This window comes from Pontibacter pamirensis (genome assembly GCF_010015475.1).
Lineage (GTDB): Bacteria > Bacteroidota > Bacteroidia > Cytophagales > Hymenobacteraceae > Pontibacter > Pontibacter pamirensis.
Genome location: NZ_SSNI01000034.1, coordinates 1 through 18,944, shown reverse-complemented (window position 1 = coordinate 18,944; position 18,944 = coordinate 1). Strand labels below are relative to the sequence as shown.

Below are 18,944 nucleotides of genomic sequence, written 5' to 3'. Positions count from 1 at the left end.
TTTATGGGAGACATTATACAAGCCATTTGTCCATGCGGTCTGGAGTCGGAAGCGATCTTTCAGGGAATCGGCTTTAACTACTATGAGACAGGGTACGCGGTAGAGCCTGCTTACTGCGATACATGCGGCATTGTAACAGGAAAGGATATCAGTAAGAACTTCTCGAAATGCCCTGAGTGCCGAAGGAAAATGAAGTTCTATAGAGATGAGATGGAAGCAACGAAAGAAGAGCAGGAGCTACTACCTTCTTACATCGACTATCAGGAGGCTAAGCGTTATTGGCACTGCCCCAGATGCAAACGGCAAACACTGCGGTTCGAGTCCACGGGCTGCTGGGATTAGGCAGCAGTTCCTATGCGCTTATGTTCATACCCACTTTGCTTAGTCATTAGCCCTAGTTCCTTACCAAACCACAAAACTCATAGATGATAACTGGCAATCAAACCAATACTGTTTATACCTCTGCACTACTCCACACAGATGACAGATTCAGCGACGCCAGCCAAGCGCTAACCCGTATACTGGACAAACACGGTATTTCACACAAACAAATACAAAGAACAAAGGATATCTGGTGTCGGGACTATATGCCCCTCCAAATTAATAAAGGAGAGCTGTTGCAGTTTCGGTATGAGCCATCTTACCTGAAATACGACCTGCATTTACAGTCTGTGCCAAGAGAGGTCTGGAAGGCGAACAACATCAAGGCTAGGTTCTCAAACATCAACTTGGACGGCGGTAATGTTGTGAACTGGGCGGACAGGGCCATCATCACAGACAGGGTGTTTAGTGAGAACCCTGACTATACCAGCAGAACGAAGCTGATTTCTGAAATTGAAGAGCTGTTAGGTGCTGAAGTAATTGTAATTCCGCAGATTAAATCAGACATGACAGGGCATGCGGACGGTCTTGTTCGGTTTATAGACCGAAACACCTTACTCGGAAACAACCGGGAACAGGAATACAAGTACTGGAAGAGCGGGATAAACAAAGTACTTCAGGAACACCAGCTAGAGTACATTGATGTACCCTTTTTCGAACACAAAATTCCAAAAAATACCGATCATGCGCTTGGCTGTTATGTCAATTTCCTGGAAGTAAGAAACCTGATTATCCTTCCGGTATTTGATTTACCGGGAAACAGAGATAATGAAGTAATAAGCCTGTTTCAACAGCTATACCCTAACCGAAGTATCCAAACCATTAACTTTAATGATGTAGGGTTACACGGCGGCTTGTTGAACTGCACCACCTGGACCATACTTGAGTAGATAAGCTTTTTTATTATTCAAGGAAGGCGAGTCTTTACAATTGCCAGGGAGGTTGCGCATCAAATTGTGTGCACACAAAAAAAGCACTTACAAGTTTTACCTCGTAAGTGCTTGATTTTAAGTGGGCCCACCTGGAATCGAACCAGGCACCTACTGATTATGAGTCAGTTGCTCTAACCGAATGAGCTATAGGCCCGTTCCCTTAAAAGGCATGCCTTTCTTTGATTTGGGAGTGCAATTTTACATATTTGCATTCAATATTTCAAATAGAAACGAAAATATTTTTTCCGTGGATCTGACACAAATAAAGAATATAATTTTTGACCTGGGGGGTGTCATCATCAATCTCAACTATAACAAGAGCATTGAAGAGCTGCAGAAACTGTGCAAAGAAAACTGCAGCATTGCCTACAGCCAGAAAGAGCAGAACCAGCTCTTCGACATGTTTGAGACAGGCGCCAGCACACCTGAGGTGTTCCGTAACCAACTGCGCGCCTCCTACGGCATCACAGCCCCCGACGGGGAAATAGACGCCGCCTGGAACGCCATGCTGCTGGACATCCCGCAGGAGCGTATTGACCTGCTGCTGGAACTGGGCAAAAAATACCGTATCTTTTTGCTGAGCAACACCAACGCCATTCACATGAAGCGCTTCAACGAGATAGTAGCGCACAGCTTCACCATTCCGAGCCTCGACTCGCTGTTTGAGCAGAGCTATTACTCCCACCTTATCGGGAAGCGCAAGCCGGATGCAGCTATCTTTGAGCAGATTCTGGCTATGAACTGCTTAGAGAAAAAAGAAACACTGTTTATTGACGACAGCATCCAGCATATTGAGAGTGCAAACAAAGTTGGGCTGAACACCCTTCACCTGCAGCCACCATTTACGATTAACGAGGTTTTTAAGAATGTTACCAACTAAGCAGCAGCACAACTACCCTCTTCACCTGCTGCTTTTCTGTATCACGCTCGTCACCACCACCCTGGCTGGTACCGAGTGGCGTTTTGGCAAGCTTTTCTTTGTAGGCCCGGAAGGCTTCGACTGGACTGGCACTATTACCTGGGCAGAGTTTGCAGGCGGTCTTTACTTTTCGTTACCCTTTTTAGGGGTGCTCACGGTGCATGAGTTTGGCCACTATTTCACAGCCAGATATTACCGCACCAACGTTACATTACCTTATTACATTCCGCTATGGTTTGGCATTTCCTTTTCGCTGGGTACCATGGGCGCTTTTATACGGATAAAGGAGCGCATTTTTTCGCGGCGGCAGTTTTTTGATATTGGCGTCGCCGGACCGCTGGCTGGCTTTGTGGTAGCTATTCCGCTACTCTTCTACGCCTTTACGAACCTCCCGCCCCAGGAGTATATTTTTAATATACACCCGGAGTACAAGCGCTTCGGACTGGATTATGCACAGTATGTATACCAGGAAGGTTTGGGAAGCTTTTATCTAGGAGAGAACCTGCTGTTTATCGCCTTCGAGCAATTTGTAGCGGACCCGGAACTGGTGCCGAACAAGTATGAAGTCATCCATTACCCCTTAGTGTTCGCTGGTTACCTGGCCCTATTTTTTACGGCACTCAACCTGCTGCCCATTGGTCAGTTAGACGGTGGCCATGTGCTTTACGGCCTGATTGGCTACAAACAGTTTAACCGCCTCTCTCCTATCTTCTTCACCATGTTCATCCTCTATGCCGGGTTGGGCGTTATCTCGCCTTACACAGAGCCTGTGTGGGCGGAGGAATTACTTGTGGTCTTCGCACCTTTCAGTTACTGGGCGCTCTGGAAAATTTTAGACGACCGGCGCCAGGGACTGGCGGCGACCATGGGGTTGCTGCTGCTCCAGTACAGCTTCTCTGAGCTTTTCCCTGAGCTGTCCGGTTATATCTGGCTGTGGACGTTTTACATCCTGTACCTGCTGTTCGTGCTGAAGCCTGCCGCACCAACATTACCCTACGCCCTCTACCTGACGGCTTTTGTCGTGCTGGCACAGGTGCTGATTTCTTTTGCTTTTCCAGAAGCAGATGGGTACAGTGGCTGGCTTGTGTTTGGCCTCCTACTCTCGCGAGTGATGGGTATCTTCCACCCGTCCTGCCCCGATGAACGGCCGCTTACGCCGCTTCGAAAGGCGCTGGGAGTTTTTGCGTTCATCATTTTCATTCTCTGCTTCAGCCCTTCGCCATTTATTATAGAATAAAAAAGAAGCCACCCAAATAAGGGTGGCTTCTTCATACAGTATAAAAATCTGAAAACTACTTAGTCAGTATCATACGGTTGGTAAATACTTTGTCTCCAGCCTCTACACGGTAGATGTATGTTCCACCTGGCAAGTTACCCGCTTCGAAGTCTACAGAATGGTTACCGGATTTCAGGCTTTCTGCTACCAGCGTTTTCACTTTTTTACCCAGCACGTCATACACTGCTACCTGCACCGGTCCGTCCTGTGGCACTACATAGCTAATGGTCGTTCTGCCGGAGAATGGATTCGGATAGCTGTAAACGCGTTCCCCTGCCTTCACAGCAGAAGCGGCTACAGCCGCTGCGCTGCTAGAAGTAGAAAGGGGTTGTGTGCCCTCATTCCACTGTGCGTGTGCGCGCGTTATAATGACCGCGAAGTCAGCTCGTGTTACATCCTGCAGTGGCTTAAAAGTTGCATGCAGCGTTGGTTCTAAATCGTACGGTCCCTGTGTCAGGGAGAAGTAGGCGTTAATAAGATTCAGTTCTAATGCTACGCTCACATAGCCTTCCAGACCGGCAGGAATTTCGGCGGCATCCTCAACAGGATAACTTTTTCCGCTCACTTCAACTGTCGGCGTTTTACCATTGCGCTCCAACGCAAACTCCTGCAAACCTAAAGATTGCACCAGCGAATAGGTTAGCTCTGCCCGGTTTACCTTGCCATTAGGAGAGAACTTGCCTGCAGCTGCAGGAAGCATAACGCCTGCAAACTTATGTTCTATGTCTCGTAAAGCACCGCCCTTGGCTACAATTGACTCAGCCAGCAGGTTTCTTTCCTTCATATCTGTTAAAGTGAAAGAGCCGTCCACCGGAAGGAACTGACGTATGCCCTCTCCCATCATCAGGTAATCAGCCAAATCAATACGCTTCAGGAGTTCATCCGGCTTATAAGCACCACCTGCAAGGCCATCGGCTAAACGGGCACTCACTGCCATTTTAATAGAGGCCTCTGCCGGGTGTCCCGTAATATCATTAAGGCCGGTAGTACCGGCAGCTGTCATCATGTTCACAACACCCTTTATCTGCTCGGGGAAAGCTACTCCATTCAACCCTGAGATTTCCGCTGTCCAGGTGCCTGCTTCAGGAGAGGCTACCGCCACCCCCCTGTCATAGCTCAGGGCAAACAATACCGGAATGCCAGCACTTGTTCTCACACCACTAGGCGATATAAGAGACAGCCTTACCGGGTTACCCGTTTCTCCTTCAACACCTTCTGTTCTAATCTTAGCCTCTAAACCGGTTGTGCCTTCTGCCACATTAAAAGTATAAGTGTTGGTAGCAGGAGTAGCTGGGTTATAATCTACAATGAAGTTTTCTGATAAATTATTTGTATTAACACTGCTGTTAAAGGTCCTGTTCAGGTTAAGTGTAGAACCATAAGGAGCAGAAGCTCTGAAGGCCCTGTCTATGGCAGCATAGGCGTTCACATACCCTGCGCCCACTTCCCATGAAGCACGATTCGGAATGTTAGTAGCTGTTTGCTGCAGGATTTCCTTTACCTGTGCCACTGTAAGCGAAGGATTGGCATCCAGAAGAAGAGCAACAATACCTGCCACATGCGGAGCTGCCATAGAGGTGCCGCTTTTATGCGTGTAATATGGCACATGTGCCGGATCCATGGCATCTATGTCCTGCTGAGTAGACAGTACCGTAAGTGGCTCGGTTACTTTCGCAGAAATGATGTCTACGCCAGGAGATGTTACCGTTGGGCGATCTTCCCAGGAATAAGCTTTACCATCCAGCGTGAAAGATCCACCTTTCCCTTTGATGCCTCTGGAAGAGAAGCTGGCAAGGCGACCAGATTTTTCGCCGGCGGCAACGGCAATTACCCACGGCGCTTTCTTATACTGCCCTGTCATAGTGCCGGAGCCAGGGCCGGAGTTACCTGCCGAGAATACCACCACGATATTGCGGTCAACACAGCGCTTGGTAGCGAGCGTAATGGGGTCTGCAGGATTTACATCTGTACCTGTGTCGCTGGTAGTACCGAAAGAGTTAGTGATAACGCGGATGTTATAGATAGCCTGATTGATGATGGCATAGTCGAACCCGGACAGCACATCCAGCAGCAAAAGCGCGGCACCTGAGCCATAGCCTACCAGGCCAGCGCCTGGAGCCACACCTTCATACTTGCCCGACGATGCCTGTCCTGTTCCGCCCACGATACCTGCCACGTGGGTGCCATGGCCACCTGTAGCATCGGTATTCGGCACATTTTCCAGTGGGGTATAAGGAAGTATTCCGGATATAGAATTCAGGTTGGTGGCAGCCGTTACGTTTTGCTTCAGGTTTTTGCCAAATTGCAGGTCCGGGTGTGTACCATCTACACCGCTGTCATTTACCAGCACGCCAATGCCTCTTCCTGAAACAGGAAAGCCACCATTCTGAGAGGTAAACGCCTGTTCGTTTCGGGCTTTATCTACACCTGTCAGTTCAGTGGCGCCATCGCTCTCGTACTGCAGTGATTCGTTCAGGTAAAGCGACAGCACCCTAGTGTTCTTTGCCAGCGCTTCAACCTGCGAGGCCGTTGCCACTACGCCGGCTATCGGCAGGGCTCTTAAAGTCAGTCCGTTTATGATACCAGCCTGCGTAAGTGCCGAAATATCTAGGAGAGTTGGGGCTCCCTCTCCTTTGAAAGTGACAACTACTTGTACAGGAGTAATGCGGTCGGTGATAGCTGTTTTAAGTTTCGAATCGACATAAGCCTGTGCAAAAACCTGGCTTACCGTCAGAAAGCAGAAAACGACTGCGATTAGAATTTTTCTCATAAGGTGGATGAATAAAAGTGTGACATAAAATACTTTAAGTGAAAATAAAATCTGAATACGAAATCGCATATAATGCGGATTTTGACCTTTCTAACATAAAATATACTTATACCCTTTTTATCTCCTCCTTTATAGAAAATATAGATATTCCATTTGCAAGGCGGAAAACAACTCTTGCATCATCTTATATCTCAATGTTAAGCCATAGAATTTGAATACAATTTAACAGTATCAGATAACAGCATCCTGCCTTATGAAAACAGTGACAGCAGCAGTTACAAAAACAAGAAGGTAGAAAAGCCTGATGCCTCTCTACCTTCAGTTTAAATTTAATGCAGTTACTTATATGCCTGCGCAGGTGCTTAGCCTTGGTATGCCAGTATCCCGCCCAACAGGTTGCGTACGTTGCTGAAGCCCTGCTGCTGCAGAAACGCTTTGGCATTGGCAGAGCGGGCGCCGGAGCGGCACTGCACAATCACTTCCTGGTCTTTGTAATCCTCTATATCGTCGAGGCGCGTGGGAAGGGCGCCGAGCGGGATGTTTTTTGCACCGGCGATATTTGCTTCTTGGTATTCCCAATCCTCCCGCACATCTATTATGACTGGAGTTTCTCCTTTATTCAGGCGCTCCTTTAATTCTTCTGCTGTAATGTCTTGTGATGAAGTAATCATAGTTTTGTCAGTATTAGTTTTTTGTTGACAATTGCTTTTCTTGTTTGAATACGTAATGTATATAGTCCTGGTGCGAGGTGACGCAGGTTAATGGGCTGCGCTGGTCCGGCATAGGATTGGCTATAAACTCTTTTTCCAGTAATGTCAAAAACAGTTACCTGCTCGTAAGGCTCGTTTATAAACGCCTCTCCCCTGGATGGATTTGGGAACACGCGCATGCTGGCGGCAGCTAAATCATCGTCTATACCCAAGGCCTCTCCTGCCAGCACAGGGCGCATCATAATGGCTCCCTCCAGCGTTGTTTCGCCAGTCCATCCACCCGAAGGGGTATACGTGAAGCGACGGCCTGTAGCACGTTCATTTTTATCGAAACCAATGTTTACATAGGTGTTTCCTCCCTGCGACCAGCCGATATAGAAGCTTCCCTCTACCGGAACCAGCTTAGAGAGCTGCACCTCGTAAAACTCGTTCAGAGTATCAGAATACTGTATCTGGAAGCTCTGCTGATGAAGTATTTCCCCCGGCAAGCTATCCTGATCAGCCCACACCTTGAAGATTAGAGAAGACCCAGCAAGGTCTCTGCCGACGCGCGGGAAATAGACACGAAAACCACTGAGTTGGTCTGGCTCGTTCAGGTCATACCGCTGCGCCACCTGCACATTTCCTGTTCCTAAAAAGCTGAAGCCTGCCTCTGCCGTTCCATCGTCGTAGGCGTAATAGTCTGAGAAGTTCGTTTTGCGCTCAGTAATGTCATTGGCGCGCTGCAGCGGGTTCTGCTCTCTTGTATCCAGCCGGATGCCGTGGAGCAAAGTAAAAGGGCCGCTTGCTGGCACCTGGATGGCAGCTAAAGTAGGCGTTCCTATTACCTCATACTGCCGGGCAGCGCCGGGAATGAGTGCCTGTCCGCGCAGAAAAGTATCTGCTCTAGTTTCGTTCAATTGCTTGATATACCCGCGCCAACTGATAGCCCCCGGTAAGCCACCCAAGTTGTTCAGCGTTGCCCGTACCTCATCGGCCAGTTCGCCGGAAGGGTTTGCCCTGAACTGCCGGGCAGGCATGGCAGTGTAATGCTCCAGCAGCTTGCTCACGCCCTCGCTGATAGCGATATCGCGGGTGGTGTTCTGCCCCTTGCGGCGGTTCCTGTCAAGCTCCACATAGTCCACATTCCAGACGTCGGCCAGGCCGTTGCGCTGCCCTACATTCCGGAAGCGGAACTGAAAATCGTCGTGGAAATAGCGGGGCTCCCGCAGCCCTACAAAGACCTGTGCGAAGTCGGTCACCACACCTGGAGCTGGCTGTCGCCATACCTCACGCCAGATGCCGGTGTTGTCTTTAAACTCCAGCTGCAGGTAGCGCAGGTTGCTTTCTGTCAGGTCCGGCACATCGCCTATACCGCCCGATTGCCAATAGAAGCTGAGGTAGACAGAATCGCTCGGGTTGAGGCTGCCTAACAGAATAGGTTCGGAAGTCAGTGTATCAGAATCCCCCGCCCCAACAGAACCGGGAACATAAGGTTGTCCGGCGGCATTCAGCCCATCGAAAGTGGCAACATTGATAGTAATTGGCTCAAACCCGAAGCGGTTGTTGATATACACGCCTCCATTTTGCCAGCGTGATGGGTCAGGTACTACTGTGGCAGCAGCAAAGTCATCGAAGAAAGGTAGAGAGACTGCGGCAGCGGCAGTCGTACGCAGGAGATTTGCAGTGCTCTGCTGGGTATGGCGCATTTCCTGCTGCAGTGGTTGCAGCACGGCCTGTGCCATGGCTGCCACTCCACTCCAAAGAAAGAAAAGAATAAGTACCAGCGGCTTTCTCATGTTCCTGCTTTATCTCTAAAACGAAAGCGCCCGCCATTTCTAGCAGGCGCTTGTAATTTTTTTCTTCTGAATTAGTCGATGCCCAGCACCGGCTCCTCGCCGGCCACCCACAGGTCTACCAGCTCCCCTACGCGAATCTTGGCACCTACCTCCGCGAACGGGCGCTGCTTCAGCACTGTGCCATCCGGTTCTTCGCTGCCCTGTACATAAATGATATTACCGATTTGAAGCCCCTGCCCTACCAGCAGCACAGATGCCTCATCCACCGGCATACCAATCACTTCGGGCACCTCAAACTCTGTATTTCCGAGGCCATCACCCACGTGCAGGTCCACTACAGAACCTTTCGGAATCATTTCACCCGGCTTCACTTCCTGGCCGTTCACGAACTGCTTCAGCACGGCATTCTGCTGCAGGTCCGGCACTGGCGTAATCTTGCCCTTCTTCAGGTCGTAGCTTTTCAGGATGAGCTCCGCATTCTTCACCGAACCATCAATAAGCTTTGGCATCTTTATCATCGGCGCGTTTTTCATGTTCACGCTGATGTAAATTTTGCGGTTTTCCTTCACGCTTACATCCGGCGCAGGGTCCTGCGTCAGGATGGTATAAGGAGCTAAGTTGGAGTTATAGCTGGAGTCGTTGATAAAGAAACGCAGGCTGCGTTCCTCCAGCAGTTCTTCCGCATCAGCCAACTGCATACCCTCTATCCGTGGCACTGCAATGCTTTCGCCGTGGTTCGTAGTAGAAGGCAGGTAATAATAAAAGAAGCCTACGACCAATGCCACCATCACAACTGCCATCAGCAGCAGGTGTATAAGCACACTTAAAAAAGATTTCGCTTTGAACATTTTCAATCTATAAAAGAGACAAAAGACATGAGACCAAAGATTAAGAACTCTTTCAGTCTATGCTTTCCTGATACTAATATTACTTTTTTGTCCCCCTTTGAAGGCGGACTTTGTTGATTGCCGATGTTATTGTTACTTCAGCCATTCACTTCTACTGCCTCCCGCCCTTGCTGGTGAAAGCATCAACAAGGGCGGGAGGCCCATTGTCATCTCGACGATAGGAGAAATCTGAATTATTCAGGATTTCCCTTCTTGTATCAGATCTCTCCTATCGTCGAGATGACAATTACCATTGCTTGCCTGAGAGCTATGGAGAAACCAACAAGGGCAAACTAAAGGCAAAACTTTCTAACTTTTTAACCTTCTAACTCTCTAACTTTAGCAACTCTCTAACTTCACTGCATCACTTTCATCTTGTTCCGCTCAATGCCGAACTGCAGAATCCGGTTGATGAAATCGTAAGGTTTGTAGCCGTTGATGGCTGTCTGGTGGAAGATGCAGGTGGCCGGAGTCATGCCTGGCAGGGAGTTCACCTCAATGATGATGGTCTCCACCTCTTCGTTCTCCAGAATGCGGACAAACGCATCGATGCGGGCGTAGCCTTCGATCTGCAAAATCTGCGCCACACGCTTCAAATCCTCCTTCACCTTATCTGATATTTGCTGCCGGCGTTCCGGGTCAGCAGCATAACGTGCCGGTGTTATGTTTTGACCTTCGCCCGCCAGAAATTTTTCTTCTAAAGACAGCACTTCTCCTTCCGCCAGCGCTTCCGAAGCCTCGAATACTTCATAATCCACTGTGCCATCCGGCGCATATTTAGTCAGCAGGCCGCCTGTCACCTCCAGGAAGTGCTTCGCGCCGTTTCTGGAAATCAGTGTCTCCACCAGGAAGCCTGCTTTGTTCGGGAATTCCTCTTTGAAGCCCAGCGACAAGGTGCGGGCACACTCGGTGTCCAGCTCCTCCATCTCCCGGAACATCAGCGTACTGAATGCCTCCAGTTCCCGGCGGTTCTTGATTTTCTTCACGGCAGAACTACAGCCGTCGTCTGCTGGCTTGGCGATAAACGGATAAGGAAACTCCGCCTCTATCCCCTGGAAAAAGAGTTCTTTGTCTTTTAGCCAGTCTTCTTTTAAAGCCATCTGGTGCTTTGCCACCGGAACGCCATGTTTGGCGAGTATCTCGTTGGTTTCGTACTTATTGATGGTGATGCGGGAAGAACGGATGCCGGAACCGTTGTAAGGGATGTGCAGCTTCTCCAGCTCTGTCTGTAGAGCACCGTCCTCGCCCGGACGACCGTGCAGCGCAATGAACACCGCATCTACCAGGTTCTTCAGCTGCGCATACGTGATGCGCTGCGGCTCCTGCAGGCTGCGGCCGGTGTATTTGCGCGTAATGCTCTCTGCCTCCTCTATAATCTGCGCCAGCACCGGGTGCGGCTTACCACCCTGCTCAAAATGCTGGATTTTCTCCTTCACATCGTCTGCATTGTCCTTCAGCATGATGTTCACCGGTATGGTATACAGGCGATGAGCTTCGTTATTTCCTGTCAGGAAGATGGGAAGCGGCTCATACTTGGTAGACGACGAAAGCTTTTCATAGATATTGCGGCCGCTCTCCACAGAAATGTGTCGCTCTGAAGAGTAACCGCCCATAATTACGCCAACTCTAATCTTTTCCTGGCGGTGCGCCTGCTCATCCCGTATGGCACCGTCCACCTGCTGCAGCAGTCGCGTCAGCTTTACGGTGTCCTTGCCAGACTTTAATCGCTCGGCCACCGATGTGCGGATGATGTAGGTCAGGAACTGCGAGGGGTTCAGACCTATTTCAGCTGCCTGGTGGAAGAAGAACGACGACGGCAACATACCGGACGTGGTGTTCGGGTCGTTCAGGAATATCTCACCGCTTTCTGTAATGAAGCCATCCAGACGGGCATACACGTTAAAGCCAAAGTTCTTATACAGCTTGCTGCAGGCCTCCCGGATTTCCTGTATCTGCTCTGTTGGCAGGTTAATAGGCGTAATCTTGCGGCTCAGGCCAGGCAGGTATTTAGAACGGTAGTCGAATACTTCGCTGCCTTTTACAATTTCAGTTGGTGGCAGTGCCAGCGCTTTACCTGCTTCGTCCTGCACCACAATACACGAAAACTCCTTGCCTTTGATGAAGGCCTCTACCAAAATCTGCTGCTCGTGCTCTATGTTGGTGAGGGTGATGCTTTCGGTATCAGCGTTGCTGAACGTCTCGTTAATGTGGCGCAGCAGTTCTTCAGGGTGATAGAGGATGTCGCCATCCTGCAGCAGCACCGGCATACCGATTCCCTCCCGGATGTCCACCAACTGCCGCATGCTAGCTACCTGCTTCTCTTCTCCCAGCGCCTGCCACTGGCTCTTCTGAATGGTTTTAGTAAAGAAACTACGTTCTACACCTGCCTCAAACTGGGCAAAATCATTTTCTTTGATGATGGAAACACCAATAGAGGATCCCTGTTGCGGTGCCTTCAGCACCAGCGGTAGGCCAAGTTTCTCCACCAGTTGCTCAAATATTCTTCCGCGCTTTGTCCTATCGGACCAGTCGCTGTGTTGGATGGTGCTGTAATCGGGTGTAGGAAAACCGTGCTGCTTCAGCATCTCCTTTTGCGCGGCTTTGTCGATGCCTATGGCCGATGGCAGAATACCCGAGCCTGAGTATGGGATATGGTACCACTCCAGCAGCCCCTGTATACTGCCATCCTCCCCATAAGGGCCGTGCAGCGCCAGGAAAGCGAAGTCGAAGTGTTGTTTGAATTCATGCGGCATCAGGCGCTTGCCTGCTTTTGCAATAATGGCATTCTGTTCGGCAATACTCAACTCGCCCAACGATTCCATATAAATTTGCATGCCGTGCTCCGTCTCCGGCAGCGCCTCCACAGGCGGGTAAAAGTCCCGGATGGTGCCTTTGTAGATATACTGCCAGTCCAGCACTATAAAGTTGCCGAGGCTGTCCACGAACACAGGTACTGCCTCAAAAAGGGCTTTATCTAAATTATCATAAACCGTACGGCCTCCTGCAAACGAAATCTCACGCTCACGCGACGGCCCACCGAAAATTATTCCTACTTTCATCCTGACAAAGGTAACAAATTTAGTTACTACTTCTGCAAAGGCGGTTGCTTGTCAGGCTAACGTTTTTCCGTGTTCCAATAGTTTATCTTTTAGCCTGATTGAGTAAATAAAACGACACAAGCCCCTCTTCCCGGTAAAGGACATGAGTTTCGTGTTTTGGGCAAAGTATGTGGAGCACAATCACCTCCCGCTGCTCCTTTGGCGCCACATCCGGTGAGTGCCCGGCTAAATCTTATCCATGGCCTTGCGTGTTCTCAGAAGCTGAAGGCGATTCTATTTTTTTGAGATCGTCTACAACGCAGTCGACAGCCGCTGAAAAAGTAGGGCAGACATTCTCGTCGGCAATCAACTGCGGGATTATCCCTCCCTTCCGCAGCATGTGCTCCGGCTGTTTTAGAAGGCCAGTCAGCATCACTTTTATTCCCCTTTCTTCCATGGTCATTAGTGTTTCCTGCAGGGAGTATAACCCTGTCTGGTCAATAAAAGGAACTTCCTCCATACGGTAAATGGCATGGCTTACGTCAACAACCCCTTCCGACATCTTTTGTAATCCGGACGCAAAACCAAAAAACAAAGGACCCTCAATATGCTTAACCAAAACATTTCCTTCCAACTCAGCTGGCAGGCCCCTGCCCTGCCAATGCTGCCCATTTTCATAGGTAGACAGTGGTTCTATCCGGGTACGGTGTCCGATAGCATCACTCATTTTTTTCATAAAGAAGAGTGCTGCCATCACCATTCCTACACCTACTGCCGTGAGCAGATCGAGAAAAACAGTTACCAACAATACCACAATCATAATAGCTGCATCGCCACGCGGAATTACTCTGATGTGCCTGATTCCACGAAAATCAAGGATACCAAGACCTACTGTTATCAGCAAGCCTGCCAGCACTGCCTTTGGGATTAAAGCTGCATAAGAGCCTATAGCCAGAAGAATAACCGCAAGGGTGACAGAATGGATAATGCCAGACCATCTTGAAGTTCCCCCTGACCTGACATTGATGAGCGTGCGCATGGTGGCGCCTGCACCTGGCAGCCCGCCAAAAATTCCGGCAACTGAATTGCCTATGCCCTGCCCGATTAGCTCCCTGTTGCTGTCGTGGCGCGTTTTGGTTACGTTGTCTGCCACTACTGAAGTAAGAAGGGAATCGATGGCACCAAGTGCAGCAAGTGTAATGGCCACGCGTATGATTTGCCCGTATAGCGCCGAATCAATTGTAAAAAGGCTGGCGACCTGGATCTCGGGAAGCCCGGTAGGAATGGAACCGATCACTTCTACATCTTTTTGAAGCACAACGGATAAAATTGTCACGCCAATAAGTGCCACAAGCGTACCCGGGACGGTTTTCGAAATACGGGGAAACAGGTAAACAATCACTACCGTCAGGGCTGCATATAGCAGTGCCCATACGTTGATATCTGAAAATGCAGGCCCGATCTGTTGTACCACATCAATTGTTGTTGGTGGTGATGGCTGGCCTATAGCAGGAAAAAGCTGAAGAAGGATGATGATCACACCAATGCCACTCATGAAGCCCGATATAACCGGGTAGGGAATAAAGCGGATCAGTGCGCCAAGCCGTACAACGCCCATGAGCGCCTGAAAAATACCGGCAAGCAGGAAAGTGGCGACGATAGCCCCAGCTACCGCTTCGATGCTTCCGCCCATTTGAACAAACCCTGCAATGGCGGCTGTTGCTACAACAGTCATCGGCCCGGTAGGGCCGCTGACCTGTGTATAGGTTCCACCAAGAATTGCCGATATAAATCCCAGGATAATGGCGCCATAAAGACCTGCAGCGGCGCCCAAACCAGACTGAAGCCCAAACGCAAGTGCAAGCGGTAGTGCAACGATACCGGCTGTAAGTCCTCCGAAAATATCGCCCTTGGTAAATACAAATCCTTTCATAGTTTCATTTAAAGTGATTAGTGGGAAAGTCCCGACGCCCAGTGCGCAGCAAAAAGAGTGCTCCCGGAAATACACAACGTTCAAGGCTGGCTGCTTTGGCGGTACTTATCATACGGTCAGCCCCGAACCGTTGTTAATCAATCTTACTATTGTAGCTAATAAAACTAAAGCCGATTGTTATTCGCCAGGCTTGAACAACTGTTGTTAATGATTTGCAGCAGAGGGTTTGTTCGACGCCCCGCCATAGCAGCAAGTCTTATGCTAAGGGTTCGTCTATTCAACGAAATTAATGTCTTCTCCATCAGCTAATGTTCCTCTACCCATTTCACCCTTTTGCTTGAAACTTATTGTGTAGATACAATTAATGGGGTCGTGATATACCTGGAGTTCTGTTTCCCCGAAAGAAACTACACCTGAAACTTTTCCTGCTTCATAAAATTCAACTTACTGGCATTATGGTAACTTTTTGCAGGAAGTTTATTTTAATAGTTATCGCTTGCAAACCAATCATAAAGCATCATGGCAGTCGCACTTAGCAAGACGATGCTACCGATGCTATGAATAGTAATCAGTTTCTTTTCTATCCGTTTACTTAAAAAAACCAACACTCCTATTGCTAAGCAAAGAATAGAAATAATTAGTCCACCCAGTTCATATATAAAAGGCAGAACTGACGCAGGGATAGCAATTAATGATAATGCTAAATTTACATAGAGCACAATGTTACTATCTGCTGATGTTGATTTAAAAATTGAGTAGTAGGAAACTACCAGAAAAGGAAGACAAAAAGATTATAAAACACGACCATACCGCCTTCTTTGACACAATGAATGGTCAATAGAGTAAAAGTAGCTGTAAAGCCAATAAGCTGGAAGATTTATAGGTAGTAATTGATTTTTCTTAAAGTCACTTCTTTCTATTTAATCATTCTGCTCGACAATTTTATTTATTGAATAATTCTTTAACTATCGTGTTTCTGCATGGGTGCGCTTCCGAAGCCGCGTCATGTCCCACGAAACCAAACGTAGAACGAAGATAAAAAACTTATAGCTTACACCTCGCCGCACCATTGCAGAAACACAAACGTTAGCAACATGTGCCCTTCTTCTCGCAAATGTAGTCGGTCGTTACATTGTCGTTATGGTGCCGCGGAATAGAATTAATTGTCTCGCCATCGTCATAACCTGCCAGTGCACGTTAGACCTTTTTTACTCTGCTTTTAAGACTTTTACAGGTTCAATATGCGCCGCTCGAATGGTTTGGGACAGGACAGTCAGTAGCCCGACGATGGCAACCAAACCAAAGCCTATGCTTACATTTATAAAACTCAATTCAACAAGACTGCTGCCTAAATCTTGTCTAATTAAATCACCGCCAAACAAGCCAGCCGGAACACCAATAAGTCCGGCAATCAGGATAAGAATGCCAAAATTTCTGGTAACTGCCCAAACCAATTCTCTGTTGCTTGCTCCCAATACTTTTCTTATTCCCAGTTCTTTAACGCGTGTTTCTACGGAGTAACTTGCTATGCCTAAAATGCCCAAACCAGCGATTATCATGACGATAAGGGCTAAGCCTCCAAAAGAACCTAATCTATCTCCAATTCTTAAATAACCATCTCTTAAATTCTGAAGATTTGCTGTTTTTTCAGGAAAATGGTTTTCCCATATGGATTGAATAGCTTTGGTTGCTTCCAATTTTGTATTTGGATTTATTTTTATAGTCAAGGTGGCTATTTCATTTGGCAAATACCGATACATTAGAGGAGCTGTTTCGCCAATAATTTCATTGGGCATGATTCCAATGACTTGTACATAGGCAGAGTCAAGTAATAGCGTTTGCCCCACTAAAGTCTCCGATTCAGATTCAAATAATTTTGCGGCAGCTTCATTTACCAACACATATTGCTCACTATTTTGGGGTATATCTTTAGGGAAATTTTGGCCCGATTTTAAGCTGATACCTTCTGTTTCAATTGTTTTTGGGTCAATACTTACGTAATACATTTCCAAAATTTTATCATTTAATGTTACAGAAGATTTGCCCTTTTTCATCGGTTTATAGTACCAGTTAGTCGCCAAAGTCGTTTCTACCTGGCTTAACTGGCTTATTTCGTTTTGTAGGTTTCCATATTTTTCACCTCTTAAATCAAGTGTCAAAACATTGGGTGACACGGTTGAGTTAATGATTGTATGATTTTTTATTTCATAATCGGCTACTATAACAACCACTATCATCAGCATAATGGTTACTGAAAACTGTACGACAATCAAGGCTTTGTAAATAGCAATACTCTGGAACAGCTTAATATTCTTCATTTTACGCAAAACCTGTATAGGCTGAAACGCTGACAGCAGCCATGACGGAAGTGCCCCAGCGACTAAGCCTGTGATAACTGCGTAAGTTAACAAGCCTAAAAACATGGCTATATCATAAGAAAACGCCATATCCATATCGGGTATATAATATGTTAGTATTTCAACACATGGCAGTGTAAACAACAAAGCAAACAGGGCAACAAGGGTCGATTCCATTAAAAATTGACTTATAATTTGCCATCTTGTTGCGCCTATCGTTTTGCGAATACCTACTTCTTTCGCTCGAGATAAGGCACGCGCCAATGCCAAACTGATATAGTTGAAAGCAGATAAAAGGGTTAAGGCTAGAATTAAATATAGCTGCGTATTTATGCCCGTCCAATCGGTGCCTGCATTGTGGTCGTTTTTAATGTCTTTGTTTCGAGGGGTAATATCTTCTATGGGTTGTGCCAAAAATTGAAGATTGCTCTTATCCAATTTCTGATTATAGTTTTGGAGCGTGGTATTGAGCTGCTTTAAATCATCTTCTGATTTTAGACGTGCGTAAATTGCTGAACTCTTGAAGTCTCCCCAATTTTGTGAAATATTACTGATTGCTCCTTTTTTTTCAAACATTTCAGCAGCATTAATAGAAAGCATTGCCTCAATGGGTAGATGTGTTTCTAAAGGCGGGTCCTGGATAATTCCCTCAACGGTATAAGAACCTAAATTTTCAATTTGAACAGTTTGCCCTAAAGCATTAGTGTTGCCAAATATCTTTTCTGCTGTTTTTTCAGTTAAAAAAAGGGAATTAGGAGAATTTGTAAGGCTTTGTGCATTGCCTGACAGCAATTTGAAGCCAAAAATATCAAAAAAAGAAGGCTCTGAAAATTTTATGTCAATAGGTATATCACCTCCGTCGGTTTGCAGGTTATGTTTTCCTGCCAGACGTACTTTTACCGTTTTTTCAACAAAGGAGACACTTTCCATTTGAGTCGCCAATGGCAATGGAGCTGTTGCCCATTTGGTTTGTTCCACCTCATTTGTTTCCTGCGTGAGTATCCGTACTATCTGATTTAATTCTGGATGAAAATGGTCTGTATCGTGAGTGGCTTTTATGAATGTAAAAAGAATAACACCAACCGCCATACTCAGTGATAAGCTCAGTATATTGACTAAAGAAAAAAGTTTGTTTTTCCAGAGTATCCGGATAGCGATTTTTAGATTATTCTTTAACATGATTTAAAGTGTCAGTTTTTAATGAAAAAGAGGCCAAATACTGAAGGGGGGATTCCTCCCAATTCTATTGCCAAAGTTAGTGCCAAAACACAACTAATTAATTATCAATATTTTATACAATTGTTATCAGTAGTTTAGACAATTTTTTATTAAAACCTGTTCGATTTCGGACACTTGACTGTATCGATTTCATACAGTCAAGTGTCCGAAATATTTTACACCCAAATGAGACTGCGGCACTTACTTTTATCTCAGTGGGTGTTTGCCGTGGAGAAGCTTATTGGTAGGATTGTTAAACGTTTTTTTGTTGTCTGGGAACATTTGTCGGTTTACACGGAAGGGCATTGTTGCTAACGGATAGGACTTTGCGGTGGCGCAGCTACGGTAAAGGTGTAGTTAGCACGGTTTGTTTTTTTATTTATTCACCCACGCTTTCTCTGGATAAAATTCATAATCATTGAGCGTGGTATCCAACTTAAAGGTTAATCCCTTATTAGGCAGTGTTGATAAAAATACGTTTTCTCTATTTACAGGCCCACCTGGCAACAGTTCAAGTATATTGTCTTTATTCTTCAATACGGCTACCCACCTTGTTATGCCCATAAACCCTAGTTGGTCTACTTTCTCCATCAATTCGATATACACCGTATCTTGCTGAATATAGTACTCCCTGTTTGTAGGACCACCAAGCACTGTTTTTAAGTTGATTTTTCCCTAAGTCCTCTCCCAATCAGGCCGCCTGCTGTTTGTATACCTCCACCGGAATCTGTCTCCCTATCCCCTG

12 protein-coding genes and 1 tRNA gene are annotated in these 18,944 nt (G+C 47.1%); 4 read left to right on the top strand and 9 right to left on the bottom strand.

Annotated features, from left to right (window positions below; translation table 11 throughout):
* Positions 1-3: 3 nt before the first annotated feature.
* Together E1919_RS21080 and E1919_RS21075 are read left to right on the top strand one after the other, a co-directional pair.
* Positions 4-342: a hypothetical protein gene (locus E1919_RS21080; RefSeq protein WP_162055404.1), complete on the top strand. Its 339-nt coding sequence runs from the start codon at positions 4-6 to the stop codon at positions 340-342.
* A gap of 83 nt (positions 343-425) precedes the next feature.
* Positions 426-1,271: an agmatine deiminase family protein gene (locus tag E1919_RS21075; protein WP_162055403.1), complete on the top strand. Its 846-nt coding sequence runs from the start codon at positions 426-428 to the stop codon at positions 1,269-1,271.
* A 122-nt stretch (positions 1,272-1,393) separates the two neighbouring features.
* Here E1919_RS21075 and E1919_RS21070 read toward each other — a convergent pair.
* Positions 1,394-1,467 (bottom strand) — tRNA-Ile (locus tag E1919_RS21070).
* A 93-nt stretch (positions 1,468-1,560) separates the two neighbouring features.
* Between E1919_RS21070 and E1919_RS21065 the strand changes: the two genes are divergently transcribed.
* The gene (locus E1919_RS21065; protein ID WP_162055402.1) at positions 1,561-2,193 is read left to right on the top strand and encodes an HAD family hydrolase; all 633 of its coding nucleotides are present in this window, start codon (positions 1,561-1,563) and stop codon (positions 2,191-2,193) included.
* A complete protein-coding gene (locus tag E1919_RS21060) occupies positions 2,180-3,469 on the top strand; it encodes a site-2 protease family protein (RefSeq protein WP_162055401.1) in 1,290 nt (429 codons plus the stop codon). The genes E1919_RS21065 and E1919_RS21060 overlap by 14 nt, the downstream gene beginning before the upstream one ends.
* A 55-nt stretch (positions 3,470-3,524) precedes the next feature.
* Here E1919_RS21060 and E1919_RS21055 read toward each other — a convergent pair whose 3' ends face one another.
* The 8 genes from E1919_RS21055 to E1919_RS21020 all read right to left on the bottom strand — a co-directional run bounded on the left by E1919_RS21055 (position 3,525) and on the right by E1919_RS21020 (position 18,790).
* Complete coding sequence (locus E1919_RS21055; RefSeq protein ID WP_162055400.1) at positions 3,525-6,278, bottom strand: S8/S53 family peptidase; 2,754 nt, start codon at positions 6,276-6,278, stop codon at positions 3,525-3,527.
* A 362-nt stretch (positions 6,279-6,640) separates the two neighbouring features.
* Positions 6,641-6,949, bottom strand: a complete 309-nt coding sequence (locus E1919_RS21050) for a rhodanese-like domain-containing protein (protein ID WP_115565007.1) — start codon at positions 6,947-6,949, stop codon at positions 6,641-6,643.
* On the bottom strand, positions 6,946-8,766 hold the full coding sequence (locus E1919_RS21045; RefSeq protein WP_162055399.1) for a T9SS type A sorting domain-containing protein: 1,821 nt from the start codon (positions 8,764-8,766) through the stop codon (positions 6,946-6,948). The genes E1919_RS21050 and E1919_RS21045 overlap by 4 nt, the downstream gene beginning before the upstream one ends.
* A 71-nt stretch (positions 8,767-8,837) precedes the next feature.
* Positions 8,838-9,614, bottom strand: a complete 777-nt coding sequence (locus E1919_RS21040) for a PASTA domain-containing protein (protein ID WP_162055398.1) — start codon at positions 9,612-9,614, stop codon at positions 8,838-8,840.
* A 395-nt stretch (positions 9,615-10,009) separates the two neighbouring features.
* Positions 10,010-12,712 carry a D-alanine--D-alanine ligase family protein gene (locus E1919_RS21035; protein WP_162055397.1) on the bottom strand — a complete coding sequence of 901 codons (2,703 nt, stop codon included), beginning with the start codon at positions 12,710-12,712 and terminating at the stop codon, positions 10,010-10,012.
* 232 nt (positions 12,713-12,944) lie between these two features.
* Positions 12,945-14,624 carry a SulP family inorganic anion transporter gene (locus E1919_RS21030; protein WP_162055396.1) on the bottom strand — a complete coding sequence of 560 codons (1,680 nt, stop codon included), beginning with the start codon at positions 14,622-14,624 and terminating at the stop codon, positions 12,945-12,947.
* Between the two features lie 1,208 nt (positions 14,625-15,832).
* Positions 15,833-18,160 carry an ABC transporter permease gene (locus E1919_RS21025; protein WP_162055395.1) on the bottom strand — a complete coding sequence of 776 codons (2,328 nt, stop codon included), beginning with the start codon at positions 18,158-18,160 and terminating at the stop codon, positions 15,833-15,835.
* Between the two features lie 414 nt (positions 18,161-18,574).
* A complete protein-coding gene (locus tag E1919_RS21020; RefSeq protein ID WP_162055394.1) occupies positions 18,575-18,790 on the bottom strand; it encodes a hypothetical protein in 216 nt (71 codons plus the stop codon).
* Positions 18,791-18,944: the final 154 nt, after the last annotated feature.